Below are 25,199 nucleotides of genomic sequence, written 5' to 3'. Positions count from 1 at the left end.
TATGAGCAGTGGTGATATCACACGCTACGTCGTGACCATCAACCTTCATGAAGCATCGCTGACCGAGCTGAATGAGCTCAACAACGCGTTCACGCGGGCTAATTTTCTCCTCACGCTGGCGGATGATGAGGGCAATATTCATGATTTAGGCACCCTGGCATTTGGTCTGATCGGTGCCCTGAGCCAGGAAGAGGTTCATGCGCTTGCCGCCAGTCTGGTGGAGAGCGTGACCGACAAGCCTGCAGAGATTGACGTGGATACCTGGGAAAGCTGGCGGAAAAAAGAACAATAAGTGCGCTGCATGGATTTAAACCGCTCAGGTGTGCGTTAGTTCGTATTTTTTTACCGCAGTTATGCGCTAACTTTATGATCTGGCAGACAACATGGGAGAGACAACATGTGGCAGGCTATCAGTCATCTTTTACGTGAGCAGCTGGGTGAAGGTGAAATTGAACTGCGTAACGAACTGCCAGGCGGTGAGATCCATGCCGCGTGGCATTTACGCTACGCAGGGCGCGATCTTTTCGTTAAATGCGATGAGCGAGAGCTGCTTCCAATATTTACCGCCGAAGCCGACCAGCTGGAGCTGTTGTCCCGCAGTAACACGGTCACGGTCCCGCAGGTTCTGGCCGTGGGAAGCGACCGCGACTACAGTTTCCTGGTGATGGAGTATCTCCCTGCCCGTCCGCTGGATGCCCATAATGCGTTCATCCTTGGCCAACAGCTAGCGCGCCTGCATCAATGGAGCGACCAGCCGCAGTTTGGTCTCGATTTTGACAACGATCTCTCCACCACGCCACAGCCTAATGCCTGGCAGCGTCGCTGGTCGACATTTTTTGCCGAGCAGCGCATTGGCTGGCAGCTTGAGCTGGCCGCCGAGAAAGGGCTGGAATTTGGCAATATTGACGCCATCGTCGAGCACGTTCAACAGCGTCTGGCATCCCACCAGCCTCAGGCGTCTTTGCTTCACGGCGATTTGTGGTCCAATAACTGTGCCCTGGGTCCAAATGGCCCCTACATCTTCGACCCGGCCTGCTACTGGGGTGACAGAGAGTGCGATCTTGCCATGCTGCCGCTTCATCCTGAGCAGCCGCCGCAAATATACGACGGATACCAGTCTGTTTCCCCCCTGCCGCCCGGTTTCCTTGACCGCCAGCCGGTGTATCAGCTTTATACGCTGTTGAACAGAGCCATTCTTTTTGGCGGAGAACACCTGGTTAACGCGCAGAGGGCACTCGAGCGCATGCTTGCCGCCTGAGACGCGAACGGGTGGCCTTGCCGCCACCCTTATCGCTTACAGAAAACCGAGCAGCGAGAAGAAGAAATATCCCGCCACAATGATGATTACGGGAAGGATATAGAGCGGGAAAATTTGCAGGAAAATGGTGTGACGCGGCACAACAATGCGGGATTCAATCTGCTCCCGACTCATTCCTTCCGGGCCTTTGGCCTGCTCCAGAATCAACTGATCTTCCACGCCTTCGCGTAAAAAGCGCGTCTGGCGACTCATTCTCGCGCCAGAGGCCTGCAATGCCAGCGCGACGAAGATCAGGGCGTATATCACCCAAAAGCCGATATTCAGCTGTTGATGAAAATCCGGAGTGGGTGAGTTAAACCAGAAGACATTCAAAAATGGCGTATTAAAACGCATCATTTCAATCATGACATGAGCAAAATCAAGCATTACCGCATTGATACCCGGCTGTTTTTCGCTGTGGTCGTACATAAATTTGAGTACAGAAATCAGCGTAGAAATGACGGCAGGAATAAAAATCACCCAGCCAGCAATACGTTTTAAGATCGCAATGCGTCCAGCCTGTTGATACGTCATCAGTTCCTCTTCATAAAGACGCGTTATTTGTGCCTAAGTCTACCTTCTGGTCATCAATTTCGCCCGCTCTTTAAAAGCAATATGCTAAATTGCAGATTGTGCTTAGCACGTATCGTCTGTTGAACACCCTGGATAAGGAGATGTTGTGATGTCGACACCGCGCCGAATTCTTGCCGCAATTTTTGACATGGATGGATTACTGATCGATTCCGAACCGCTGTGGGATCGCGCCGAACTGGACGTTATGGCCAGCCTGGGTGTGGATATCAGTCGCCGTAATGAACTTCCCGATACGCTGGGCCTGCGCATCGATATGGTGGTTGATCTGTGGTTTGCCCAACAGCCGTGGATTGGCCCCGATCGCAATGAGGTGACCTCACGCATTATCAGCCGCGCCATTTCTCTGGTGGAAGAGAGCAGGCCGCTGCTGCCCGGCGTGCGTGAGGCCGTCGCGCTGTGTAAAGCCCAGGGGCTGAAGGTTGGCCTGGCCTCGGCTTCACCGCTGCATATGCTGGAAAAAGTGCTCACGATGTTTGAGCTGCGCGACAGTTTCGACGCGCTGGCGTCCGCTGAAAAATTGCCTTATAGCAAGCCGCACCCGCAGGTCTATCTGGACTGTGCCGCAAAGCTGGGCCAGGATCCCCTCAACTGCGTTGCGCTGGAAGATTCCGTTAACGGTATGGTGGCGTCGAAGGCTGCGCGGATGCGCTCCATTGTGGTGCCCGCTGAAGAAGGCCGTCACGATCCCCGGTTTGCTCTTGCCGACGTGAAGCTTAACTCACTGGCAGAACTCACGGCACATCATCTGCAGGGCGGTTAACGCCCTCCTGCGGTTTGTGACAAACAGTTACACCGTCACCTCTTCCGCCTACTGTATAAAAACCCTATACTGTATGAATTGACAGTTTCGTGGGTTTTATCATGACGGCGGAAGGCCACCTGCTTTTTTCTATTGCGTGCGCGGTATTTGCCAAAAACGCTGAACTCACCCCCGTGCTGGCACAGGGGGACTGGTGGCATATTGTCCCTTCCGCCGTATTGACCTGTCTGCTTCCCGATATTGATCACCCGAAATCCTTCCTTGGACAACGTCTGAAATGGGTGTCGAAACCCATCGCCCGCGCGTTCGGGCATCGGGGGTTTACGCACAGCCTGCTGGCCGTGTTTGGCCTGCTGACGCTTTTCTATTTAAAGGTGCCTGAAAGCTGGATAGTCCCCGCCGATGCCATCCAGGGGATGGTGCTGGGCTATTTAAGCCATATCCTTGCCGATATGCTGACGCCCGCAGGCGTGCCGCTGCTTTGGCCCTGCCGCTGGCGTTTCCGTTTCCCAATCCTGGCACCGCAGAAAGGTAACCAGCTTGAGCGGGTATTGTGCATGGCGCTGTTTGCTTACGCCGTCTGGATGCCGCAAACTTTGCCCGAAAACAGTGCAGTCCGCTGGTCTTCACAGATGATTAATTCGCTGCAATTTCAGTTCAATCGCTTTATTCATCACCAGATTGAACAGTAAACCGACAAAATTATCCCATTTGTCATAAACCATTCCATTTGGATATAAGCGCTACATCACACTTCTGCTAACCTTCCGCCAACAGGATCGGTAAAAACCGACCCAATAATAAATCAGGAGAACGGGGATGAATTTTCCACTCATCGCGAACGTCGTTGTGTTCGTTGTATTGCTATTGCTTCTCGCGCAGGCGCGCCACAAACAGTGGAGCCTGGCGAAAAAAGTGCTGGTCGGTCTGGCCATGGGTGTCGTATTTGGTCTGGCATTACAGGCAATTTATGGCTCCGACAATCCAGTCCTGAAAGACTCTATTCAGTGGTTCAACATCGTCGGTAACGGCTATGTTCAGCTGCTGCAGATGATCGTTATGCCGCTGGTGTTCGCCTCTATTCTGAGCGCCGTGGCCCGCCTGCATAACGCGACCCAGCTGGGAAAAATCAGTTTCCTGACCATTGGTACGCTGCTGTTCACCACGCTGATTGCCGCGCTGGTGGGTGTGCTGGTCACCAACCTCTTTGGCCTGACTGCAGAAGGTCTGGTTCAGGGTACCGCTGAAACGGCGCGTCTTACCGCAATTCAAACCAACTACGTTGGTAAAGTGGCTGACCTGACCGTGCCGCAGATGGTGCTCTCCTTCATTCCGAAGAACCCGTTTGCTGACCTGACCGGGGCGAGCCCAACCTCCATCATCAGCGTGGTTATTTTTGCCGCGTTCCTGGGCGTAGCGGCGCTGAAGCTGCTGAAAGACGACGCGCCAAAAGGCGAACGCGTGCTGACCGCGATTGATACCCTGCAAAGCTGGGTGATGAAGCTGGTTCGTCTGGTCATGCAGCTCACCCCTTACGGCGTGCTGGCGCTGATGACCAAAGTGGTTGCCGGCTCTAACCTGCAGGACATCATCAAGCTGGGCAGCTTCGTTATCGCCTCTTATCTGGGCCTGGGCATTATGTTCGTTGTGCACGGCATCCTGCTGGGCGTAAACGGCGTCAGCCCGCTGAAATACTTCCGTAAAGTCTGGCCGGTACTGACCTTTGCCTTCACCAGCCGTTCCAGCGCCGCGTCTATTCCGCTGAACGTTGAAGCGCAAACCCGTCGTCTGGGCGTGCCTGAATCCATCGCAAGCTTCTCTGCCTCCTTTGGTGCCACCATTGGTCAGAACGGCTGTGCGGGTCTGTATCCGGCGATGCTGGCAGTGATGGTCGCCCCGACGGTAGGCATCAACCCGCTGGATCCGGTATGGATTGCTACGCTGGTCGGGATTGTTACCGTAAGCTCCGCAGGCGTTGCGGGTGTTGGCGGTGGCGCAACCTTCGCCGCGCTGATTGTGCTGCCTGCGCTGGGTCTGCCCGTGACGCTGGTTGCCCTGCTGATCTCCGTTGAACCACTGATCGACATGGGTCGTACCGCGCTGAACGTGAGCGGCTCCATGACCGCCGGTACGCTGACCAGCCAGTGGCTGAAGCAGACCGATAAAGCGATTCTGGAAAGTGAAGACGATGCCGAGCTGGCGCACCGTTAATCACGTAAGAAATAAAAAAACCGCCTGATGGCGGTTTTTTTATGGCTGTTATTCTTCAACCTCTTCATCCTGGCGGATCTGCATCGCCCACCGTTGCGCTGACTCCGGCACGGTAAACGTGGGCGAGCGGCGGAAATGTTCGCCGATCAGCACAAAGGCCACGTATTTTCCCCGCAGCTGCCAGACATCGCGAAACCCCTCCACTTTCAGGGCATGGTCAGGCGGCGCGGGCTCAACGCGGGGCACATAGCTAATAACCTGGCGGTTTTGTTGTCGAAGAGGTTTCATAAGCGACTGGTTCACTAAAGCAAATTCTTGAAGCAGGAAAATTCTATGATAGCCGATCCTGCTGCCTTCCGTCGCGCCCCAAGAGGGCGAGAAAGCTCCTTTCGTCAATGACGGCATGTGAAAACTCTTAGTTCGCGAGCCATCTCGCGACATTGTTCTATCCTTAATAAGGTTTTTAGCACTGGATAAAGGAGAAGCGTGCAATGTCGAATAAAGATAAAACACATCAATCACCGATTCATGGCACTGAAGAATCTCAACCGGGTATGGACTCTCTCGCCCCTGCTGACGGCTCTCACCGCCCCTCCCCTGGCCACTCCGCACCGGGTGAACAGCCTACCGCACCGGGAAGCATGAAATCGCCGGACACGGGAAACAAGAAGCTGAAATCGCTTGAGCCGCACCGCAAAGGCGGCGAAGGTTTTGCGCTGACTACCAACCAGGGCGTGCGCATTGCTGACGATCAGAACTCCCTTCGCGCAGGCGCGCGCGGGCCAACCCTGCTGGAAGACTTTATCCTGCGGGAAAAAATCACCCATTTTGACCATGAGCGGATACCGGAACGCATCGTCCACGCACGCGGCTCCGCTGCGCACGGCTACTTCCAGCCATACAAGAGCCTGAAAGCGATCACCAAAGCGGATTTCCTTTCCGACCCGGATAAAATTACCCCGGTGTTTGTGCGTTTCTCCACCGTACAGGGCGGCGCGGGTTCGGCAGACACCGTCCGGGATATCCGCGGCTTTGCCACTAAGTTTTATACCGAAGAGGGTATTTTCGATCTGGTGGGCAATAACACCCCAGTGTTCTTCATTCAGGACGCGCATAAATTTCCTGACTTTGTCCATGCGGTAAAACCGGAGCCCCACTGGGCCATACCGCAGGGACAAAGCGCGCACGACACCTTCTGGGACTATGTCTCCCTACAGCCTGAAACCTTACACAACGTGATGTGGGCGATGTCAGACCGCGGCATCCCGCGCAGCTATCGCACCATGGAAGGCTTTGGCATCCATACCTTCCGTCTGATCAACGCCGAGGGGAAAGCCACGTTTGTTCGTTTCCACTGGAAGCCGGTGGCGGGTAAAGCCTCGCTTGTATGGGACGAGGCGCAGAAGCTGACAGGACGAGATCCGGACTTCCATCGCCGCGAGCTGTGGGAGTCCATTGAAGCGGGCGACTTCCCGGAGTACGAGCTGGGTCTGCAGCTCATTCCGGAAGAGGACGAATTTAAGTTTGATTTCGACCTGCTTGACCCGACGAAGCTGATCCCGGAGGAGCTGGTTCCGGTTCAGCTGGTGGGTAAAATGGTGCTCAACCGCAACCCGGATAACTTCTTTGCCGAAAATGAACAGGTCGCGTTTCATCCGGGGCATATCGTCCCGGGGCTGGACTTCACCAACGATCCCCTCTTGCAGGGACGTTTGTTCTCGTATACCGATACGCAGATCAGCCGTCTTGGCGGGCCGAACTTCCACGAAATTCCGATTAACCGCCCAACCTGCCCGTACCACAATTTCCAGCGCGACGGGATGCACCGTCAGGATATTGATACCAACCCGGCTAACTATGAGCCGAACTCCATCAACGATAACTGGCCGCGCGAAACGCCCCCGGCGCCCAAACGCGGTGGATTCGAATCGTATCAGGAGCGTGTCGACGGCAACAAAATTCGCGAGCGCAGCCCTTCGTTCGGCGAGTATTACGCACACCCTCGCCTTTTCTGGAACAGCCAGACGCCGATTGAGCAGCAGCACATTATCGGCGGCTTCAGCTTTGAGCTGAGCAAAGTGGTGCGTACCTACATCCGCGAGCGGGTGGTCGATCAGCTGGCGCGCATTGACATTCAGCTCGCCCAGAGCGTTGCGGATAACCTGGGTATTACGCTGACCGACGAGCAGCGCAACCTTGCCCCGCCGAAAGAGGTTAACGGCGTGAAGAAAGATCCGTCGCTGAGCCTGTATGCCGTGCCGGGTGGCTCGATTAAAGGCCGCGTGGTTGCCATCCTGCTGAACGACAACACCCGCGCCAGCGACGTGCTGGGAATTATGCAGGCGCTGAAAACCCGGGGAGTGCATGCGAAACTGCTTTATTCCCGCATGGGGGAAGTGACCGCCGATGACGGCTCCGTGCTGCCGGTGGCGGCAACCTTTGCCGGGGCGCCATCGCTGACCGTCGATGCGGTGATTGTGCCGTGCGGGGATATTGACAGCCTGCTGACCAACGGTGACGCCGTCTATTATCTGCTGGAAGCCTATAAGCACCTGAAACCGATCGCGCTGTCTGGCGACGCGCGACAGTTTAAGGCACCGCTGAAGGTGGCCGATCAGGGTGAGGACGGCATTGTCGAGGGAGACAACGTTGACGATGCGTTCATGACGAATCTGTTTGATTTGCTCGCCGCGCACCGCGTGTGGTCACGAAGCAGCAAAATCGATCGGATACCGGCGTAAAAAAAGCCGGGTGGCGGCTACGCCTTACCCGGCACTTCTCACAGATCCCCGAACGTCCCCAGACGATACCCACGCTCGGCAATCGCATACTTCAGCGACGCCGACGTCAGCACGTCCAGCTCCGCCAGGCGCGGCCAGCAGTAGGCGCTCTTACGCACGGTATTATCGACAAAGGCAGGATGCGCCATGACCTCCAGCGACCGTTCCCCCCGCGCGGCGGAATCATCTAGCACCTTCAGGAACAGGGCTTCGTCGATCTCGTCGCCGTAAAACGCGCTGCTGAACCCCTCTGTGGTGGCGACAGCGCAGTCCGGCAATCCACGCACCTCCCGATCCACGCGCATGGCTACGCCTTTGCGCTGCGCAAACCCGGCGACAACCGGGAAAATTGCCGGGATCATATGCACGTGGTGATGGCTGTCGATATGCGTCGGCGCCTTACCAAACACATCAACGAAGCGGTTGAACTGACAGTCCAGCTCGCGTGCAATCTCTTCAAGCGGCAGAGCCCCCTGCTCCGCCAGTTCCCAAATCCATTTACCCAACTGGCCGTCGCGCGTCAGGCCCGGCATTGGTGAAAGCGGCATCCCGAGCGTCAGCACAAAATGCATGCCGACGCCCAGCTCCGGCACCTCGCGGCTCAGCTGCGCCGCGTGTTCAACCTCCTCACCATTAACCAGTGCCGTGGTAGAGGTCACAACACCCCGGCGACAGGCTTCAATAATGCCGTAGTTCTGGCCTTTCGAGAGGCCAAAATCATCAGCATTCACGATCAGCAGGTTTTCCATTGTGCGTCCTCTCAGTGGTGTTTGAACTTCAGCGTCTCGATCGTTGCGGCAAAGTTCGGCAACCATTTTTCATGCGCCAGGATCATCTCGCTGGCCAACTGCTCCGCATCACGGTCGGAATGCACCAGCGGGCTGAGGTTCAGCGCCAGAAGCACGTCATTGAGCTCGCCGCTCAGCGCCGCGTTGCTTGCCGCCACTTCAAAGCCCTTGATGGTGTGGATCAGGCCCATAACCTTGTCATCGAAGTGGGTGATGCGTGGATGCGGTTTGGCACCATCGCGTCCCAGGATGCAGGTCATCTCGACGGCCCAGTCAGCCGGGATATTGTCGATATGGCCATGGTGCGGCACGTTGACATAGTGTTCCGCCTGCTTGTCGTTGTAGATGGCGTTAATCACTTCACACGCCGCATCGGAGTAGTAGGCCCCGCCGCGCTGCTCCAGCTCTTTCGGTTTGACGTTCAGGTTCGGATCTTTATACAAATCGAACAGCTGCTTCTCGACTTTCTGAACGATCTGCGCGCGCGCGCCGCCCTTATAGTACTCGCCCATTTCGATGGCCAGCATCTCTTTCTGCTTAAAGTAGTAAAGCAGGTAAGAGCACGGCAGCAGGTTCAGCGAGCGGATCAGCCCTTCGCTGAACGGCAGGTCAAAGATGTTTTTCACGGAGGCCGCGGTCAGGCGACCGGAGGCCACGCCGTCGAGGAGTTCGGCAAAGCGCGATTTTCCGTTCACAATGACGTCCTTAATAAACACCATGTGGTTCAGACCGAACAGGTCGATAGAGAGATCGTCGCTGTCGGTCAGCGCCAGCACGTCGCGGATAAACATCTTCATACCGATCGGAATATTACAGACGCCGATAAAGCGTTTGAAGCCGGTATGACGATAGACCGCCTCGGTCACCATCCCGGCCGGGTTAGTGAAGTTAATCACCCACGCGTTCGGGCAGATCTCCTGCACGTCTTTAACGATGTCGAAAATCACCGGGATGGTACGCAGGCCTTTGAACAGGCCGCCCGCGCCGTTGGTCTCCTGCCCGAGATAACCGTGGCTCAGCGGAATACGCTCGTCCAGCTCGCGCGCTTTCAGCTGACCGACGCGCAGCTGGGTGGTCACGAAATCCGCATCTTTCAGCGCCAGACGGCGGTCGAGGGTTTTATGCACGGTCAGAGGCACGCCCGCTTTCTCCACCATGCGCTTGCACAGGTCGAAAATAATATTCAGCTTTTCCTGACCTTCCTCAACGTCCACCAGCCATAATTCGCTGACCGGTAATTCATGGTAGCGTTTCAGGAAACCTTCAAGTAATTCCGGGGTATAGCTGCTGCCGCCACCAATGGTTACGACTTTTAATTTCTTTTGCATAATATCTCCCTTAGCGTATCAGGTTAATCGCCTGCAAGGTATAGCGTATTCTTCCCGCTATTTGGGCAAGCCATTAAAGCAATATTTGTGGCGGGTAATCCGCCGAAAGTTAATTAATTACCGTTAAATTTTTCCGGTAACTGTTCGGTGTGAATGAAGTCAATTTTTTAAAGGTCTTAATAAACAGGCTGGGACTGCTGTATCCTGACTCGTAAGCAATATCGGTAACAGAATAGTTGGTAATTTCCAGCTGTTTCCTGGCAAAATTAATGCGGATTTCATTAATAATTTGCACCGGCGTTTTACGATAATAGCGCTGCGTCGCGCGGGTCAGATATTCCTGGGATTTTCCCGACAGAGACACCATATTTTCCAGCGCATTTTCACTGAACTGGCCTTTATCGTGCATCAGCTCAACGGTGCTGCGCAGCCACTGTGGAATATCATCCGTCACCTGCTGCTCTTCACGATGATGACGCAGTCGGTTCATCACGTAGAAGGTCACCGTTTCAATAAACTCATCAAATTCATTGTCCCGGAAGTTAAGCGAGGCGATAACGGTTTCAATCCATGTCATGAACTCGTTTTTGACCCGATAGACCTGGGAGGCCACGAAACAGAACGGCACCAGCGGCAAATAGTGCTTCTCAAAGAAGCGTCTGCTGACGCCCACATTAAGAATACGGGTGGCACCAAATTCGTAAAAGCTCTGGTGATAAGACCCCATCGGCAGGAAGACAAAATCCCCTCGCTCCAGCAGGACGCGCTTACCGTTGATCTCCTGGTAGTAGCGGCCGGTCAGAACAATCGTGAACTCGTAGTAGTCATGCTGGTGCAGACCGCTGGCGCTCTCCGTCTTGTTGTAGATAACCACGTGAAAATTTTTGCCGTTAAACAGCTGCTGTTCAAGTGCGGTTTTAATTTCCATCGTGCTGACCTCCTGCTACTCAGTCTGAATTACTGCATCTTCTCGTGAAGCTCGATTAGCTCCGCCACCAGCTCACGCGCCAGCATCGAGGTCATCAGGTGATCCTGCGCGTGGACCAGCACCAGGCTAACCTTCATCTTCCCTTCACCCTGGTCACCTTCGATGAGTTTCGTCTGCACCAGGTGCGCTTCATTCAACGCCGTGCGGGACTGTTCCATCATGGTTTTCGCCGCGGCGAAATCACCCTGCTTGGCCTGCTTGAGTGCGGCATAGGCCAGGCTGCGGGCCTGTCCGGAGTTGATGATAAGCCCCATCACCACTTCTTCGAGATCGTTCTCGACGGCTTCGTCTGCGACAATACTATCCAAATCTAACATTTTAAGCTCCTTGTGGCTGGCGCGGGTTTCCCCGCGCCGGTCAATCTTAGAATTTCAGTGAGAGGGCAATATCCTCTTCGCTCTCTTCTTCATCAATAATGGTGGCGGCTTTGTTGGCAATCGCCACGAACGGCATGTACAGCAGGGTGGCAATCCCGAGGTTGAATATCGCCAGCAGGAAGGCCGCGACGCTGCCGTTGGTGTTGAAGAAGGCGCCCAGACCCGCCGGCATGGTCCACGGCGCAATGTTGGTGACCGGTGGAATGATGCCCATGTAATACGCCGTCAGGGTAATAGCGGCCAGCAGCGGCTGAATCAGGATGAACGGAATGAACATTACCGGGTTCATAATGATTGGCAGACCGAACAGAATCGGTTCGTTAATCTGGAAGATGCCTGATGGCAGCGCCAGCTTCGCGACCTGACGGTAGTCAGCACGACGAGAGACAATAAAGACCGCGATGATCAGACCCAAGGTCGCCCCGGTACCGCCCAGGAAGATATAGGAGTCAAGCATTGGCTTCGCCCACACATGGAAGGTTTTACCCGCTGCCAGCGCCGCGTCAACGGAGCCGTACTGCTGGTAAAGCGCAACGTTTTCCAGTGCCCAGGGGGTCATAATCCCGCTGTCCAGCGCGGCCAGTGCCAGTGAACCATGCACGCCAAAGAACCACAGCAGAGAGGTGAAAATCACATACGCCCAACCGACCACGCCACCCATCGACGCCAGCGGCGTAGAGATAGAATCCATGATGATCTGGTGGAAGTTTGTGCCCCAGTGAGAGAGCGCCCAGGCGATAATCCCCATAATGGAGAGAATAATGAAGCCTGGAATCAACGCGGAAAATGAACGAGAAACGGAAGCCGGTACGCTATCCGGCAGGCGGATAACCCAGTTGCGACGAATAATAAAGGTGAACATTTCTGCCACCACCAGGCCGATTACAATACCGGAGATGATGTTGGCCCCACCCAGCCAGTTGGCGCCAACGGCATAGGCTTCACCCACGCTGTATGGCGTTACGGTCATAAAGGCGGCAACGGATAATAACCCGGCAGCCAGCGGATCCACCTTACGCTCTTCTGCCAGTGCCATCCCAATAAAGAAAGGCGCCATCAGCGACATAATCCCTAACGTACCGTTATAGACATTGCCGCCAATGGCTTTAAAACCATTAAGGGTTTCAATAGTGGAAGCGTCTAACCGAATTCCTAATGAATAAAAGAAGGAACCTTCACCAAAGCTCAGAAAAACGTTGTTAATTAAAACGAACATGGCCCCGGCCAGCGTCAACGGCATTAATTTAATAAAGCCGTTTTTGATGGCATTAACGTGAGGCTGCTTTCCTATTTTAACAGCAAAAGGAAGGAGTACCTTTTCAAGTGAAGCGATGACTTTACTCATAGGAAAATACCCTTAAATGCCGTAACGCATGTTACGGCGTATTGTGTGTGAAATAACTCTTTGACGGGAAAAATAAAAATTAATTAGCAGCTTTTTTAATGGCTGCCACAGCAGCTTTAAGAACACCTAAACCATCAATTTTGCCGTACAGCCCCGAGTCGATCACTTCGACCGGTTTATTGGGAAGCAGTCGTTGAATTTCGGGCAACATATAGGCAATTTGCGGCCCCAGTAAAACTACGTCGGCTGTCTGACCTTTTTCGCCCGCCAGCGTCTCTGGAAACGCTTCAATCACCACAGGGACTTCATACTTTTCAGCCTGTGCACGCATTTTTGACACCAGAAGCGACGTTGACATGCCCGCTGAACAGAACAGGTAGATATGTTTCTTTTCCATCGTAATTTCCCTCTTGTATGACTACCTGCCATCGCGCTATCACTCGACTCGCTGTCCCGGCAGACAGGTAGCTTGCGTACTGTTGTTTATCGTTGGAGTGAGTATACGCAATGGTACAGACAGGGGATAATTCTGAATAGACTAAAATTGTCTCCTGTTGACCTGGCTTGTTGACTCCCTTCACATTTCGGGCAAATAATTCGCGCAAAGAAATAAGATTTTATGATGTATAAAAAAACCGGCCCATGGGCCGGTTTGTTAACATTCTCAGGAAAACAGGGTTACTGCGCCTTAGGTGCCTGCGGATCGGTATCGTATTCAGCACAGGTCTGATAGCCGGAGTTGATCACATGACCGGTATCATCCAGGGCGACGAAGTAGGTTTCTGCCTTACCATCACGTTGACCCAGGATATAGGTCTGGCAGGTCCCTTTCGCATGAATCATGGTGATTTCAGAAGAAGGTTTACCGGCAATCGCAGCCACCTGCGAACGGGTCATCCCTTTTTTAACGTCTTTGACTACGGGCTGCGTAAACTGATCCTTAGTGCGATCGTAAGCCGTACACCCTGCCAGCATAGTCAGTACCGCCGCTGCGCTAAGAATTCCTGCTACGTTCTTGTTCATATTCCGTCCTCTTGTTTATCAGCGTGTTATCTAAGCATGGGATAAAAAATACTATTGTTCAACTTTGTAAGTTACGCCAGACGAATTTCGGAAAATTCTATTAAAACAACGATAACCTGCTAAATCGGCGCAAATTAGCGCACTCGAAACTGTGATCCTTGTCGTTTCTCGCCCAAAGGGTTAGTTTTAACAGCTAACACATTCTGTTTATGTACTGCATATGGAGGGCGTGATGGCTCTGCAACAAGAGATTATTCAGGCACTGGGCGCGAAGCCTACGGTAGATGCACATGAAGAGATCCGCCGCAGCGTGGATTTTTTAAAATCGTACTTAAAAAAGAACGCTTTCCTGAAATCCCTGGTGCTGGGCATCAGTGGCGGCCAGGACTCTACCCTGACCGGTAAACTCTGCCAGATGGCGATTTCAGAGCTTCGCGAAGAGACGGGCGATGAGAAACTGCAGTTTATCGCGGTGCGTCTTCCTTATGGCGTTCAGGCGGACGAGCAGGATTGCCAGGATGCCATTGCCTTCATTCAGCCTGACCGCGTCCTGACCGTGAATATTAAGGGCTCGGTGCTGGCAAGCGAGCAGGCGCTCCGCGAAGCGGGCATTGAGCTAAGCGATTTTGTTCGCGGCAACGAGAAAGCACGCGAGCGTATGAAAGCGCAGTACAGCATCGCCGGGATGACCAAAGGCGTCGTCGTCGGCACCGACCATGCGGCAGAAGCGATCACCGGTTTCTTCACCAAATATGGCGACGGCGGCACCGACATTAACCCTATCTTCCGTCTGAACAAGCGTCAGGGTAAACAGCTGCTGGCCGCGCTGGGGTGTCCTGAGCATCTGTATAAGAAAGCGCCGACAGCGGACCTTGAAGACGATCGCCCTTCCCTGCCGGATGAAGCGGCCCTGGGCGTCACCTATGACAACATTGATGATTATCTGGAAGGCAAAAAGCTGGATGACGGTACCGCGAAGATTATTGAAGGCTGGTACCTGAAAACCGAGCACAAGCGCCATACGCCGATTACGGTGTTTGACGACTTCTGGAAGAAATAAACGCAAAACGGTAACCCAGGTTACCGTTTTTAGCATTTGCCCCCTCTCCCGTGGGAGAGGGTTGAGGTGAGGGCATCAGGCCATCCGGCTCTTTTTTAACCATCACACTCCTGCTACACTGTATACCTGAACAGTATACGGAGTGATATGTGAGCAGGCGTCAATCCGCCCCGCGTCTTGAATTTGAAGCGGCGGCAATCTACGAATATCCCGAGCACCTTCGCCCCTGGCTTGAAGTACTGCCTAAACAGCCGGGCGTGTACATTTTTTACGGTGAAAGCGACACCCTGCCGCTCTATATCGGCAAAAGCGTCAATATTCGCAGCCGGGTGTTATCCCATCTGCGTACGCCGGACGAGGCGGCCATGCTGCGCCAGTCCCGACGCATTACCTGGTTTCAGACGGCGGGAGAAATGGGCGCGTTATTGCTGGAAGCGCGTTTGATCAAAGAGCAGCAGCCGCTGTTCAACAAGCGCCTGCGCCGCAATCGTCAGCTCTGCTCCCTGCAAATCAGCGAGGGCAAGCCGCAGGTCGTTTACGCGCGCGACGTCGATTTTTCTCATGCCCCGAATCTCTTCGGACTGTTTGCCAATAAACGAGCCGCACTCCAGGCCCTGCAAACGCTGGCGGACGAGCTACAGCTTTGCTACAGCCTTTTGGGGCTGGAGGCGACCACTCGCGGACGCGCCTGCTTCCGATCCGCGCTGAAGCGCTGTGCCGGTGCCTGCTGTGGGAAAGAGAGCGTTGAGGCTCACCACGCCCGGCTCCTCGCCGGTCTGGCGGCCATCAGCGTGAAGTGCTGGCCCTGGGAAAGCGCCGTTGCGCTAAAAGAAGTGGGTGACGCGATGACCCAGTATCACATCGTCAATAACTGGCTCTGGCTGGGCGCTGTCGACGACATCAACGACGCAGCAACCCTGCTCCGCACGCCCGCCGGATTTGACCACGATGGCTACAAAATTCTCTGTAAACCGGTCCTGGCCGGAAAATTTGAGATCATTGTGCTCAATGACCTGGCAGCCACGTGATTTCGCTGAACAACAGGGTGCCCTGAGCCTCCAGCAGACGCAGCGTATGGGTACCCTCCTCCCAGCTTGCACCCTGATCGGCCGTTAGCAATTTATCACCCAGCTGCCACGCCCCGCTTAACACAAACACCACGCCCCCGCGTGTGCCAAAGGTGGTAAAGGTACGGTCGGCAACGCGCACCTTCGCCCGACAACAGTCGCGACGGGTCATAATGTTGAAGTCCATCGCCATCCGCCCATCGGACAGCAGCGCTTTCACCGGCAGGTCGCCAGCAAAGCTGTAGGGCTGATGATGCTTGAGGGTATGGGAGAACGCCTGGCCGGCATCCAGCGTCACCTCCCCGCCTTCCAGTAACGTAATCACCCGGTCGACGCCGGGAAAAGAGGAAAATTCGCCGTTGCTGGCGATAGTCGCGATACTGGCACGCCAGTGAAAATCCCGCGTCGCGGGAGGGAAACAACAAATTTCCCGCGTTTCACCCGCACCATTGCGCCAGAGGCTGACCGGCATCTTACGGATATCAAAGAACTCCATCACCACTCCTGAATGGCACAACCCGTGCCAGGGCAAGGATATTGCTATCGTTGCTGTCTTGTTTGTTATCGTTAGGTATACAGACACAGTATCGGCAGCAGAGCGGGCAGGCCTTAGCGGAACGTTAATAAAAATGCTAACGCCATGACTCTACAAACATTCTCTGAAGCGACTACAGGAGAATACCGCGCTCATGGCGGCAGGCAAGAGGGCAGGAAAGAAAAACCGCCGGTCCTGTCCACAGCGATTGCGCTTTTGTGGACAGGATCCCGGCGGTCTTAAGAGAGTGAACCGATTATTCGGTTGGTGCTGGCATTTTACCTTCCATCGCCGGACGTTCTGTCAGACGCTTCTCAAAATTCGCATTAAATTGTTTTTTCTGTTCCGGGGTCAGAATGTTGTAGATCTTGTTCTGGGTTTCCATATGAGCCAGCATGCGGGCTTTGTGCTGCTCGGCCATTTTGTCGATCTGCGCTTCGGCTTTCGCCTTGTCAAAGCTGTCGCTGGCAATGATGTCATGCATTGCGCGACGCTCTTCCAGCGGCGGACGTTTCATCTGGTCGCGTTCGCTTTTCCGGATATCGCGGATCTGCTGTTTCTGAGCATCCGTCAGGTTGAGATCCTTAAACATCATCATCTCGTTGTGCATACCCGGGCCTTTATGATGCATCATCATTTTGCCTTCAGCAGGCGCGGCAGCGGTAGTGGTCGCAGTATCTGCGGCGAACGCCATGCTGGTAGCGCCCAGAGCCAGGGTAGAAGCAACAAACAGTGCAGTAAACTTACGCATAATTTATTTCCTTTCTTTCAGTTATTCTTCGGCGCTATGCCGTGTTGACGAGATTAACTTTACGGGGTTTATCGTCAATTAGTCAGAGCAACGGTAAAACAATGAAAGCGTAAAAAACAAATTTTCGCCAAATGTGGAGGAAATAAGGATAAAGCGTGGAGGGTTGCAACAAAGAATATTCAATACGATGATTTTAAAGCGATTTAGCAGAAGTATAGCGAAGTGAAGATCAATTATAAAGCAATTCACCAGGAATATTCTGCAAAACAAGCGCAAGCGCTTTAATCATTAAGAAAAGTTTTTTACTTCCCCCTCCCGGATGATGAGAGGGGAAAGGTTCAGGATATTTTTTCCAGCATCAGCCCGGCCCGCAGTCCAAACGCGACGGTGGGGTTAGGGAATAAAACATACTCGGTGCTTTTCTGCACCTCGTAACGTTCCTCGCCATCTTCGGCCAGCAGCGCCCCTTTGCGGAACGGCGTGAAGTTCAGGGTGTGCGCGGCCATGTGAAGCAGGAAGGCATCGCTGCGGCGGGTGATCTGCTGTACGACCCGATACCGCTCCACGGGCTGATGCGCGTGCTCGGGAGCCGTTCCTCCCAGCAGCGCCCGAAGGGCGAGATGCGTGGGCGCAAAGCGGGTGAGATCGTTCTGGCCGAAAGGCAGCGCTTTTCCCAGCTCCAGCGTGCAGGACAGCGCAGCGAAACCTTCACAGGTGAAATGGGTAAACGTTCCGCCCGGCGACTGATGAAATACCAACGCCTCCAGCCCGGCGTCACCCAGCCAGCTCAGGAACGCTTCATCCCACGGCTGATTACGCTGCGGCAGAACGCCGAAGCGAACGTGGTAAGACGCACGAATCGCCGTATGCAGATCCAGATGCCAGCGCGCGGGCCCCGCCTCTGCAAAAAACGCGGCCACGATGCTCTCCAGCCACTGTGCACGCGCCGTTTCATCGCTCTGCGGAAACTGCGACCAGCGGCCGCCGAACATGCGGTTAATGTCGCTCACCAGATACCGTTTATTTTGCGCCAGCGCAGGCGGATTGCCGAGCACCACCAGCACGCGGCACTTCAGGGCGATCTCATTGCGATACAGCGCGCGCAGCAGCAGATCGACAATCTCAACGGGTGCCGTTTCATTCCCGTGAATACCCGTTGAAAGCAGCAGCGAGAGATCGCTTTTTGCGGTCGGCGTCAGCTCAAGCACCCCGCGCCCCAGCCACCGCCAGCGAAACGAGGGGCCGTCCCCCTCACGCTGTTCCGGCGTCTCATCGGCCAGGGTCAACGCCAGTAAATTTTCCATTTCCACTCCTTTAGCGCTGGAACGGATAAACCGATCCCAGCTGCAGGATTGTCGATAACGCGTCCAGCGCCTCGCGCCCTTCACGCAGCAGCTGTGGGTCAACCAGATCGGCCTGCGTTAGCCGATCGCGATAGTAGCGATCGACCCAGTCATTCAGCCGCGTAAAGAGCGTATCGTTCATCATGACCGCCGGGTTTACCGCCTGCATTTCGTCCTGGGTCAAGACCACGCGCAGACGTAAACAGGCGGGACCACCGCCGTTGGCCATGCTTTCGCGTAGATCAAACACGCGCAGTTCGTCAATCGGGTTATCGGCCTTCACCAGCTCCGTCAGGTAGCGCCACACGCCTTGATGCTCCCGGGACTCCTGCGGCAGGACCAGCATCATGCTGCCGTCATCGCGGCTGAGCAGCTGGCTATTAAACAGATACGTTTCTACCGCGTCCTGCACGCTGACCGCCTCCGTTGGCACCTGAATTGGCGTGAAGCCACGCACGTTCTCATGCAGCGTGGCGAGCAGCTTTTCCTGATGGGCAAACGCCTGCTTGTGGCAGAACAGCACCTGGCGGTTAGAGACGGCAATCACGTCGTTGTGGAACACGCCCTGGTCGATCACATGCGGGTTCTGTTGGGCAAAAATCACCTGGGAAGGATTGACCTGGTTCAGGCGGGCGACCGCCTGGCTGGCCGCCAGCGTCTGACGAGCAGGATAACGGGTGGGCGCGGCGTGCCCACCCTCTTCTCGCCCGTAGATAAACAGCTGCAGGCCCGGGTCGCCATAGTCGCCCCCCAGGCGGTTATGGTTGGCCGCGCCTTCGTCGCCAAACATCGCCACCTGCGGCAGAGCCTGATGCACCTCAAAATGGGCGTCATGGTTGAATATGGCGCGCAGCACGCGCTCGGTGGTTTCCGCTTCGGTGGCGCGGTGGAATTTGTTGTTTAGGTTCGCCACCGTCAGGTGGACTTTGCCATCCAGCGTATCGGCTGACGGTGCGACGGTCGCGGCGTTTGCCACCCACATAGAGGAGGCGGAGCTTGACGCCGAGAGCAGATGCGGCGTCTGCGTACCCGCTTTTTCAACCACCTGCTCATCGCTGCCGGTGAAACCGAGCTGACGAAGGACAGCCACGTTCGGGCGTTCCTGCGGCGGGATCACCGCCTGCGGGAAACCGGCATCCGCCAGCGCTTTCATCTTCAGCAGCCCCTGCTTCGCCGCCAGCTTCGGATTTGAGACCTGAAAACGGTGCTTCGTCGAGGCCTCATTACCAAAAGAGAGACCGGCATAGTGGTGCGTCAGCCCCACCAGCCCGTCAAAGTTAACTTCACGCGCTTTCATGACGATCCCCTCCGGTAAAATCCAGCCCCGGATTAAGCGTGTCCGGCAGCGTCAGCGCCGGAGTTTCCAGGCTCGCCATCGGCCACGCGCAGTAGTCGGCGGCATACCACGCGCTGGCGCGATGGTTGCCCGACGCGCCTACGCCGCCGAACGGCGCGGTGCTCGCGGCCCCGGTGAGCGGTTTATTCCAGTTCACAATCCCGGCGCGCGCCTCCAGCAGCAGCCGATCAAACTTCTCGCGATGAGGTGAGATCAGACCGCTCGACAGGCCATAGCGGGTGTTATTCGCCATCGCAATGGCCGCATCGAAATCGTCGTAACGCCAGACGCACAGCAGCGGGCCAAAGACCTCTTCATCCGGCACGTTGCTCGCGCCGCTCATCTCTACGATGCCCGGCGTCAGCAGCGAGGTACCCGGCTGAACCTGCTTCGGCTCCAACAGGGTTTTCGCGCCGCGCGCGACGTGATCCTGCCAGGCCTTCAGCACGTTCAGCGCGGCCTGCTCGGAGATCAGCCCGCCGATAAACGGCTGCGGATCGGCATCCCACGCGGCTGGCACCAGACGCGAGCTCACTTCTACCAGACGCTTCAGGAAGGCATCCCCCTGAGCGCCCCTCTTCACAAGCAGGCGGCGGGAACAGGTGCAGCGCTGTCCGGCGGTAATAAAGGCGGACTGAATCGTCAGGTGCACCGCGGCGTCGATATCGTCAGGGTCTTCCACAATCAGCGGGTTGTTGCCCCCCATCTCCAGCGCGAGGATTTTCTCCGGCTGCCCCGCCAGCTGGCGGTGCAGCTGATAGCCCGTTCCCGCGCTGCCGGTAAACAGCAGGCCGTCGATATCGCTCAGCGCGCTCAGCGCCTGGCCGGTTTCACGTCCGCCCTGTACCAGATTCAGCACGCCCGGCGGCAGGCCAGCCTGTTCCCACAGCTTAACCACCGCCTCGCCGGTGAATGGCGTGAGCTCGCTCGGTTTGAAGATGACGGAATTGCCCGCCAGCAGCGCAGGCACGATGTGGCCATTCGGCAGGTGTCCCGGGAAATTATACGGACCAAACACCGCCAGCACGCCGTGCGGACGGTGGCGCAGCGTGGCGGCGCCGTCCGGCATCTCGGTGTGCTGTTCGCCGGTGCGGGTGTGATACGCCTTCACCGAAATGGCGATTTTGTTGATCATCGCCGTCACTTCGGTTGCCGCTTCCCAGCGCGGCTTGCTGGTTTCAGACGCGATGATGCGCGTCAGTTCGGCCTTGTTTGCCTCCAGCAGCCCGGCAAACTTTTCAACAATCGCCTGGCGCACGGCGAAAGGCTGTTTTGCCCACGCCGGAAACGCGCGGCGCGCGGCACGGCAGGCCTGTTCTACCTGCGCGGCGCTGGCGTCACGCCCCTTCCAGAGCACCTCTTTTCCAACCGGATTGGTTTTTACGCGCTCTTCGCCTTCGCCCGTGACCCAGTCACCGTTAATCCATAATGTCATGCTGTTTTCTCCTCAGGGCAGAGACGCACCAGGCGAACCTTATCGCCGGCGTTACATTTCAGGGCATCCAGTTCTGCAGCCGTCAGCACCAGACGTTCACATTTCGGGTTGGTACGCACCAGCATGGCGCGGAAGTTGGCGTAATTTTCGTTAGCCACCAGACAGGCGGGCCAGTCACCCGGCGCGGGCTGACCTTCAGAGACCTCAACCAGACGGCTTTTACGGATCGCGCGCACGCGGTCGATATCGCACTCAAGCGTGGGTCCGCCGTCAAAGATGTCGACATAGTTCCGGTAGCGGAACCCTTCTTTCTCCAGCACCGCGCGGGCGGGCGCGGTTTGCGGATGGACTTCGCCAATCACCGCCTGCGCCTCCGGGCTGAGGAAATGGGTATAGATAGGATGCTTCGGCATCAGTTCGGCAATAAAGGCTTTCTGGCCCGTGCCGCAGAGATAGTCCGCCCGGCTGAACTCCATCGAGAAGAAGCGCTCGCCCAGGCTCTCCCAGAAAGGCGAGTAGCCGGTGTCGTCTATCACGCCGCGCATCTCTGCGACCACTTTCTCGTTAAAGCGATCGCGGAAGGCGGCCATAAACATAAAGCGCGATTTGGAGAGCAGATAGCCGTTGCCCTCTTTGCGCCACGCTGGGTCGAGGAACAGCGTGCAGAGCTCGCTGGCGCCCGTGTGGTCATTACAGAGAAACAGCGTGGGCAGCGCGTTATAGACGTTCAGCTCTTTCGAGGCGTGAACCATGGTGCCGACACGATAGTTGTACCACGGGTCGTTAAGCCCGACGGCCACTTCAATGGCGCAGATCCCGGCCACGGTCCCCGTGTCGGTGTCTTCCAGCACGAACACATACCCCTGTTCGCTTTTTGGCAACGTCCCCTGCCAGGTTTGCAGGGCGCGCTCAATGCGCGCCGACAGCGTTTTTTCATCGGCAGGAAGCGAGGTCAGCCCGCCTCCCGTCTTACCGGCAAGCTGCATGAGCCCGGCGAGATCGCCGCGCTCAACGGGACGGATGACCATCATGATGACACCCCGGATTTCACTTTTTCACACGCCAGCGCAAAACGGTCCAGACCGGTTTGCACCTCTTCCTCGCTGACGATCAGCGCAGGCGCAAAACGCACCACGTTGGCACCGGCAATCAGCACCATCACGCCCACTTTTGCCGCTTCCTGTGAAATAAGTTTAGCTTTTCCGGCAAACTCAGCGGTGAGCTCGCAGCCGATTAACAGCCCCAGACCGCGAATTTCTTTAAAAAGCCCCGTTTTGCTGTTGATGGCGTTCAGGCGCTCAACAAACCAGTCGTGACGCTGCTTAACGCCTTTCAGCACCTCAGGCGTGTTAATGATGTCGAGAACCTGCCCGGCGACGGCGGTTGCCAGCGGGTTACCGCCATAGGTGGTACCATGGGTGCCCACGGTCATCACGCTGGCGAATTTATCGGTGGTCAGCGTCGCGCCAATCGGGAAGCCGCCGCCCAGCGCTTTGGCGGTTGAAAGCACGTCCGGCGTCACGCCGTAGTGCATATAGGCATACAGCTCGCCGGTGCGGCCCACGCCGGTCTGCACTTCGTCGAAAATCAGGACCGCGTTGTGACGATCGCACAGCTCGCGCAGCCCCTGCAGGAATTCCTTTTGTGCCGGAAGCACGCCGCCCTCGCCCTGCATCGGCTCGACGATCACCGCGCAGGTGGTATCGTTAATCAGCTCGCTGGCAGACTGCAGATCGTTATAGATGCCGTGGCGAATATCCGGCGGCAGCGGTGCGAAATCCTGCGAGTAGGAGGGCTGGCCGCCCGCGCTGACGGTAAAGAGCGTGCGGCCGTGGAAGGCATTTTTAAACGCCACGATGCCGCTCTTGTGGGTACCAAATTTATCGTGCGCATATTTGCGCGCCAGCTTCAGCGCCGCTTCGTTGGCTTCCGCCCCCGAGTTACAGAAAAAGACTTTTTCGGCGAACGTCGCGTCGATCAGTTTTTTGGCCAGGCGCAGCGCGGGCTCGTTGGTAAAGCCGTTGCCGGTATGCCAGAACTTCGCCGCCTGGTCATTCAGCGCCTGACGCAATGCAGGGTGCGCATGACCCAGCGCGTTGACCGCAATCCCACCTGCAAAGTCGATATACTCTTTACCCTGCTGATCCCACAGGCGCGAGCCTTCCCCACGAACCGGAATAAAAGCCGCCGGAGCGTAAACCGGCATCATCCATTCATCGAAATTTTCACGCGTAATTGACAGAGACATAGCGACCTCATCCGGTAAATAAAAAGTTATTTGAATGTTAAATAATTGAGTGTTTGCACTGTGAATGTAGATTGCAGCCTTCGTGCCAGCCAGCGATAAAAATGCATAAACGGGTTGAGGTAACAGAATATCAATAAGTTACAATATGGAGTTATTCACTGTTAGTGCATAAAAAGTGAATATTTTTACGACAAGCGGCGCTTTGCCACATGAAAATCAGAAAGAGTATGCACAGGCCAAATATAATTCTGGAATTGTGATCGCTCGCGAAATTTATCGGTCATTTACGCCCTGTTTGAGGGCGATGCGCGTCAGAATGGTGCAAATATTGCACCACCGGCATTATCTGTCGCAGTTATTGGCCGAACCCCGTAACAGTTGACGCAAATTCTGCTACCATCCATGCACTATTCACCTTGCACTGGCAGCGACTATGAAATTTGTCTCTTTTAATATCAACGGCCTGCGCGCCCGCCCTCATCAGCTTGAAGCTATTGTTGAGCAACATCAGCCAGATGTGATCGGCCTGCAGGAGACCAAGGTTCACGACGATATGTTCCCCCTCGAAGAGGTGGCGAAGCTCGGCTACAACGTCTTCTATCATGGGCAGAAAGGCCATTACGGCGTTGCGCTGTTGACCAAAGAGACGCCGGTTTCCGTGCGCCGTGGCTTTCCCGGCGATGACGAAGAAGCACAGCGCCGCATCATCATGGCGGAGCTGCCTTCCCCGCTGGGTAACATCACCGTGATTAATGGTTACTTTCCCCAGGGCGAAAGCCGCGACCATCCGACCAAATTCCCGGCTAAAGCCAAGTTTTATCAGGATCTGCAGAACTATCTGACCACCGAACTCAATAAAGACAATCCGGTGCTGATCATGGGTGATGTGAACATCAGCCCGACCGATCTGGATATTGGCATCGGTGAAGACAGCCGCAAACGCTGGCTGCGTACAGGCAAATGCTCCTTCCTTCCGGAAGAGCGCGAGTGGATGCAGCGCCTGCTTGACTGGGGCCTGGTGGATACCTTCCGCAATGCCAACCCGGAAACGCAGGATCGCTTCTCCTGGTTTGACTACCGCTCCAAAGGCTTTGACGACAACCGCGGCCTGCGTATCGACCTTCTGCTGGCCAGTTCACCGCTGGCAGAGCGCTGCATTGAAACCGGGATCGACTACGATATCCGCAGCATGGAAAAACCGTCTGACCACGCGCCGGTGTGGGCTAAATTCAAGCTGTAATGACGCGTGAATATTCGAAAAACACTTTTCCTGTGCGCCCTTCTGGGCGCCTTTATTCTGACGTTTGTCATGCTTCCCCCAGGCACCCTCTCCCTGGAAGGGATTAAAACTCACCAGCAGGCACTCCTCTCCCATGTCGACCATGCGCCGCTGCGAAGCGCGCTGATCTTTTTTGCGATTTATGTGGCGGTCTCCGCCCTGTCGATACCCGGCGCGGCGATCCTCACCCTGCTGGGCGGGGCGTTATTTCCCCTGTGGGAAGGCACCGTGCTGGTCTCGTTTGCCTCCACGCTCGGGGCGACGCTTGCGATGCTCGCCAGCCGGTATCTGCTGCGCGACGGGGTTCAGCGGCGGTTTGCTCAGCAGATGAAAACGGTGAACGCCGGTATGGCGCATGACGGCGCGGGCTATCTTTTTGCCCTGCGCCTGATGCCGCTGTTCCCGTTTTTCCTGGTGAATTTGCTGATGGGGCTGACCCGAATTGGCGTATTTCGCTACTGGTGGGTCAGCCAGTCAGCCATGCTGCCCGCCACGATTATCTTTCTGAACGCCGGGCGCGAGCTGGGGAAAGTGGCCTCGCTGCGCGATATTTTGTCGCCGGGCATGCTATTCGCCTTTACACTACTGGGGTTATTACCGCTGGCTACGCGCCGGCTGTTTTCCCGTTATCTCCCGTCTGTTAAAAAGTGAGGC

26 protein-coding genes are annotated in these 25,199 nt (G+C 55.8%); 10 read left to right on the top strand and 16 right to left on the bottom strand.

Features of this window, described 5'->3' with window-relative positions; translation table 11 throughout:
* Nucleotide 1 precedes the first annotated feature (1 nt).
* Together ghoS and KGP24_RS10100 are read left to right on the top strand one after the other, a co-directional pair.
* Nucleotides 2-292 (top strand): type V toxin-antitoxin system endoribonuclease antitoxin GhoS, encoded by a 291-nt coding sequence (gene ghoS / locus KGP24_RS10105; RefSeq protein WP_223563214.1) that lies wholly within the window; start codon nucleotides 2-4, stop codon nucleotides 290-292.
* A 105-nt stretch (nucleotides 293-397) separates the two neighbouring features.
* Nucleotides 398-1,258, top strand: a complete 861-nt coding sequence (locus KGP24_RS10100) for a fructosamine kinase family protein (protein WP_223563213.1) — start codon at nucleotides 398-400, stop codon at nucleotides 1,256-1,258.
* Nucleotides 1,259-1,294: 36 nt separating this feature from the next.
* Here the strand turns inward: KGP24_RS10100 and KGP24_RS10095 are convergent, their stop codons facing one another.
* The gene (locus KGP24_RS10095; protein ID WP_223563212.1) at nucleotides 1,295-1,831 is read right to left on the bottom strand and encodes a YniB family protein; all 537 of its coding nucleotides are present in this window, start codon (nucleotides 1,829-1,831) and stop codon (nucleotides 1,295-1,297) included.
* 148 nt (nucleotides 1,832-1,979) lie between these two features.
* On the opposite strand from KGP24_RS10095, the gene hxpB reads away from it, so the two are divergent.
* From hxpB to KGP24_RS10080, 3 genes are all read left to right on the top strand, one after another.
* On the top strand, nucleotides 1,980-2,651 hold the full coding sequence (gene hxpB / locus KGP24_RS10090; protein WP_223563211.1) for a hexitol phosphatase HxpB: 672 nt from the start codon (nucleotides 1,980-1,982) through the stop codon (nucleotides 2,649-2,651).
* Nucleotides 2,652-2,752: 101 nt separating this feature from the next.
* Complete coding sequence (locus KGP24_RS10085; RefSeq protein WP_014883483.1) at nucleotides 2,753-3,343, top strand: metal-dependent hydrolase; 591 nt, start codon at nucleotides 2,753-2,755, stop codon at nucleotides 3,341-3,343.
* Between the two features lie 127 nt (nucleotides 3,344-3,470).
* Nucleotides 3,471-4,862 (top strand): L-cystine transporter, encoded by a 1,392-nt coding sequence (locus KGP24_RS10080; RefSeq protein ID WP_223563210.1) that lies wholly within the window; start codon nucleotides 3,471-3,473, stop codon nucleotides 4,860-4,862.
* Between the two features lie 48 nt (nucleotides 4,863-4,910).
* Here KGP24_RS10080 and cedA read toward each other — a convergent pair whose 3' ends face one another.
* Entirely contained in the window at nucleotides 4,911-5,150 is a 240-nt protein-coding gene (gene cedA, locus KGP24_RS10075; RefSeq protein WP_008500668.1) for a cell division activator CedA, read from the bottom strand.
* A gap of 203 nt (nucleotides 5,151-5,353) precedes the next feature.
* Here cedA and katE point away from each other — a divergent pair, with 203 nt between their 5' ends.
* Nucleotides 5,354-7,603: a catalase HPII gene (gene katE / locus KGP24_RS10070; protein WP_223563209.1), complete on the top strand. Its 2,250-nt coding sequence runs from the start codon at nucleotides 5,354-5,356 to the stop codon at nucleotides 7,601-7,603.
* Nucleotides 7,604-7,641: 38 nt separating this feature from the next.
* Here katE and chbG read toward each other — a convergent pair whose 3' ends face one another.
* The 7 genes from chbG to osmE all read right to left on the bottom strand — a co-directional run bounded on the left by chbG (nucleotide 7,642) and on the right by osmE (nucleotide 13,491).
* A complete protein-coding gene (gene chbG, locus KGP24_RS10065; RefSeq protein ID WP_223563208.1) occupies nucleotides 7,642-8,391 on the bottom strand; it encodes a chitin disaccharide deacetylase in 750 nt (249 codons plus the stop codon).
* Nucleotides 8,392-8,402: 11 nt separating this feature from the next.
* Nucleotides 8,403-9,758: a 6-phospho-beta-glucosidase gene (locus KGP24_RS10060; protein ID WP_223563207.1), complete on the bottom strand. Its 1,356-nt coding sequence runs from the start codon at nucleotides 9,756-9,758 to the stop codon at nucleotides 8,403-8,405.
* A gap of 109 nt (nucleotides 9,759-9,867) precedes the next feature.
* Nucleotides 9,868-10,686 carry a transcriptional regulator ChbR gene (gene chbR / locus KGP24_RS10055; RefSeq protein ID WP_033145266.1) on the bottom strand — a complete coding sequence of 273 codons (819 nt, stop codon included), beginning with the start codon at nucleotides 10,684-10,686 and terminating at the stop codon, nucleotides 9,868-9,870.
* Nucleotides 10,687-10,715: 29 nt separating this feature from the next.
* On the bottom strand, nucleotides 10,716-11,063 hold the full coding sequence (chbA, locus tag KGP24_RS10050) for a PTS N,N'-diacetylchitobiose transporter subunit IIA (protein ID WP_223563206.1): 348 nt from the start codon (nucleotides 11,061-11,063) through the stop codon (nucleotides 10,716-10,718).
* A 46-nt stretch (nucleotides 11,064-11,109) separates the two neighbouring features.
* Nucleotides 11,110-12,468 carry a PTS N,N'-diacetylchitobiose transporter subunit IIC gene (chbC, locus tag KGP24_RS10045; RefSeq protein WP_023311283.1) on the bottom strand — a complete coding sequence of 453 codons (1,359 nt, stop codon included), beginning with the start codon at nucleotides 12,466-12,468 and terminating at the stop codon, nucleotides 11,110-11,112.
* Between the two features lie 79 nt (nucleotides 12,469-12,547).
* The gene (chbB, locus tag KGP24_RS10040; RefSeq protein ID WP_008500676.1) at nucleotides 12,548-12,865 is read right to left on the bottom strand and encodes a PTS N,N'-diacetylchitobiose transporter subunit IIB; all 318 of its coding nucleotides are present in this window, start codon (nucleotides 12,863-12,865) and stop codon (nucleotides 12,548-12,550) included.
* Between the two features lie 281 nt (nucleotides 12,866-13,146).
* Nucleotides 13,147-13,491 carry an osmotically-inducible lipoprotein OsmE gene (gene osmE, locus KGP24_RS10035; RefSeq protein WP_014069881.1) on the bottom strand — a complete coding sequence of 115 codons (345 nt, stop codon included), beginning with the start codon at nucleotides 13,489-13,491 and terminating at the stop codon, nucleotides 13,147-13,149.
* Between the two features lie 232 nt (nucleotides 13,492-13,723).
* Between osmE and nadE the strand changes: the two genes are divergently transcribed.
* Complete coding sequence (nadE, locus tag KGP24_RS10030; RefSeq protein WP_223563205.1) at nucleotides 13,724-14,551, top strand: ammonia-dependent NAD(+) synthetase; 828 nt, start codon at nucleotides 13,724-13,726, stop codon at nucleotides 14,549-14,551.
* Nucleotides 14,552-14,700: 149 nt separating this feature from the next.
* On the top strand, nucleotides 14,701-15,579 hold the full coding sequence (cho, locus tag KGP24_RS10025; protein ID WP_223563204.1) for an excinuclease Cho: 879 nt from the start codon (nucleotides 14,701-14,703) through the stop codon (nucleotides 15,577-15,579).
* On the opposite strand, the gene ves is transcribed toward cho, so the two are convergent.
* The 7 genes from ves to KGP24_RS09990 form a co-directional block, all read right to left on the bottom strand.
* Nucleotides 15,557-16,114 (bottom strand): environmental stress-induced protein Ves, encoded by a 558-nt coding sequence (gene ves, locus KGP24_RS10020; RefSeq protein ID WP_223563203.1) that lies wholly within the window; start codon nucleotides 16,112-16,114, stop codon nucleotides 15,557-15,559. The genes cho and ves overlap by 23 nt on opposite strands.
* A 295-nt stretch (nucleotides 16,115-16,409) precedes the next feature.
* Nucleotides 16,410-16,904: an ATP-independent periplasmic protein-refolding chaperone Spy gene (gene spy, locus KGP24_RS10015; protein WP_223563202.1), complete on the bottom strand. Its 495-nt coding sequence runs from the start codon at nucleotides 16,902-16,904 to the stop codon at nucleotides 16,410-16,412.
* Between the two features lie 338 nt (nucleotides 16,905-17,242).
* Entirely contained in the window at nucleotides 17,243-18,208 is a 966-nt protein-coding gene (astE, locus tag KGP24_RS10010) for a succinylglutamate desuccinylase (RefSeq protein ID WP_223563201.1), read from the bottom strand.
* A gap of 10 nt (nucleotides 18,209-18,218) precedes the next feature.
* Nucleotides 18,219-19,544, bottom strand: a complete 1,326-nt coding sequence (gene astB / locus KGP24_RS10005; protein WP_223563200.1) for an N-succinylarginine dihydrolase — start codon at nucleotides 19,542-19,544, stop codon at nucleotides 18,219-18,221.
* A complete protein-coding gene (astD, locus tag KGP24_RS10000; RefSeq protein ID WP_223563199.1) occupies nucleotides 19,531-21,018 on the bottom strand; it encodes a succinylglutamate-semialdehyde dehydrogenase in 1,488 nt (495 codons plus the stop codon). Before astD ends, astB begins: the two co-directional genes overlap by 14 nt.
* Nucleotides 21,015-22,049, bottom strand: a complete 1,035-nt coding sequence (astA, locus tag KGP24_RS09995; RefSeq protein ID WP_008500686.1) for an arginine N-succinyltransferase — start codon at nucleotides 22,047-22,049, stop codon at nucleotides 21,015-21,017. The genes astD and astA overlap by 4 nt, the downstream gene beginning before the upstream one ends.
* Nucleotides 22,046-23,266: an aspartate aminotransferase family protein gene (locus KGP24_RS09990; protein ID WP_223563198.1), complete on the bottom strand. Its 1,221-nt coding sequence runs from the start codon at nucleotides 23,264-23,266 to the stop codon at nucleotides 22,046-22,048. Before KGP24_RS09990 ends, astA begins: the two co-directional genes overlap by 4 nt.
* Nucleotides 23,267-23,699: 433 nt before the next feature.
* On the opposite strand from KGP24_RS09990, the gene xthA reads away from it, so the two are divergent.
* Both xthA and KGP24_RS09980 read left to right on the top strand, forming a co-directional pair.
* A complete protein-coding gene (gene xthA / locus KGP24_RS09985) occupies nucleotides 23,700-24,506 on the top strand; it encodes an exodeoxyribonuclease III (protein WP_223563197.1) in 807 nt (268 codons plus the stop codon).
* 6 nt (nucleotides 24,507-24,512) lie between these two features.
* Entirely contained in the window at nucleotides 24,513-25,196 is a 684-nt protein-coding gene (locus KGP24_RS09980; protein ID WP_223563196.1) for a TVP38/TMEM64 family protein, read from the top strand.
* Nucleotides 25,197-25,199: the final 3 nt, after the last annotated feature.

Source organism: Enterobacter sp. JBIWA008 (assembly GCF_019968765.1).
Lineage (GTDB): Bacteria > Pseudomonadota > Gammaproteobacteria > Enterobacterales > Enterobacteriaceae > Enterobacter.
The sequence above is the reverse complement of the archived record's forward strand: the minus strand, read 5'-3'. Positions and strand labels throughout refer to the sequence as shown.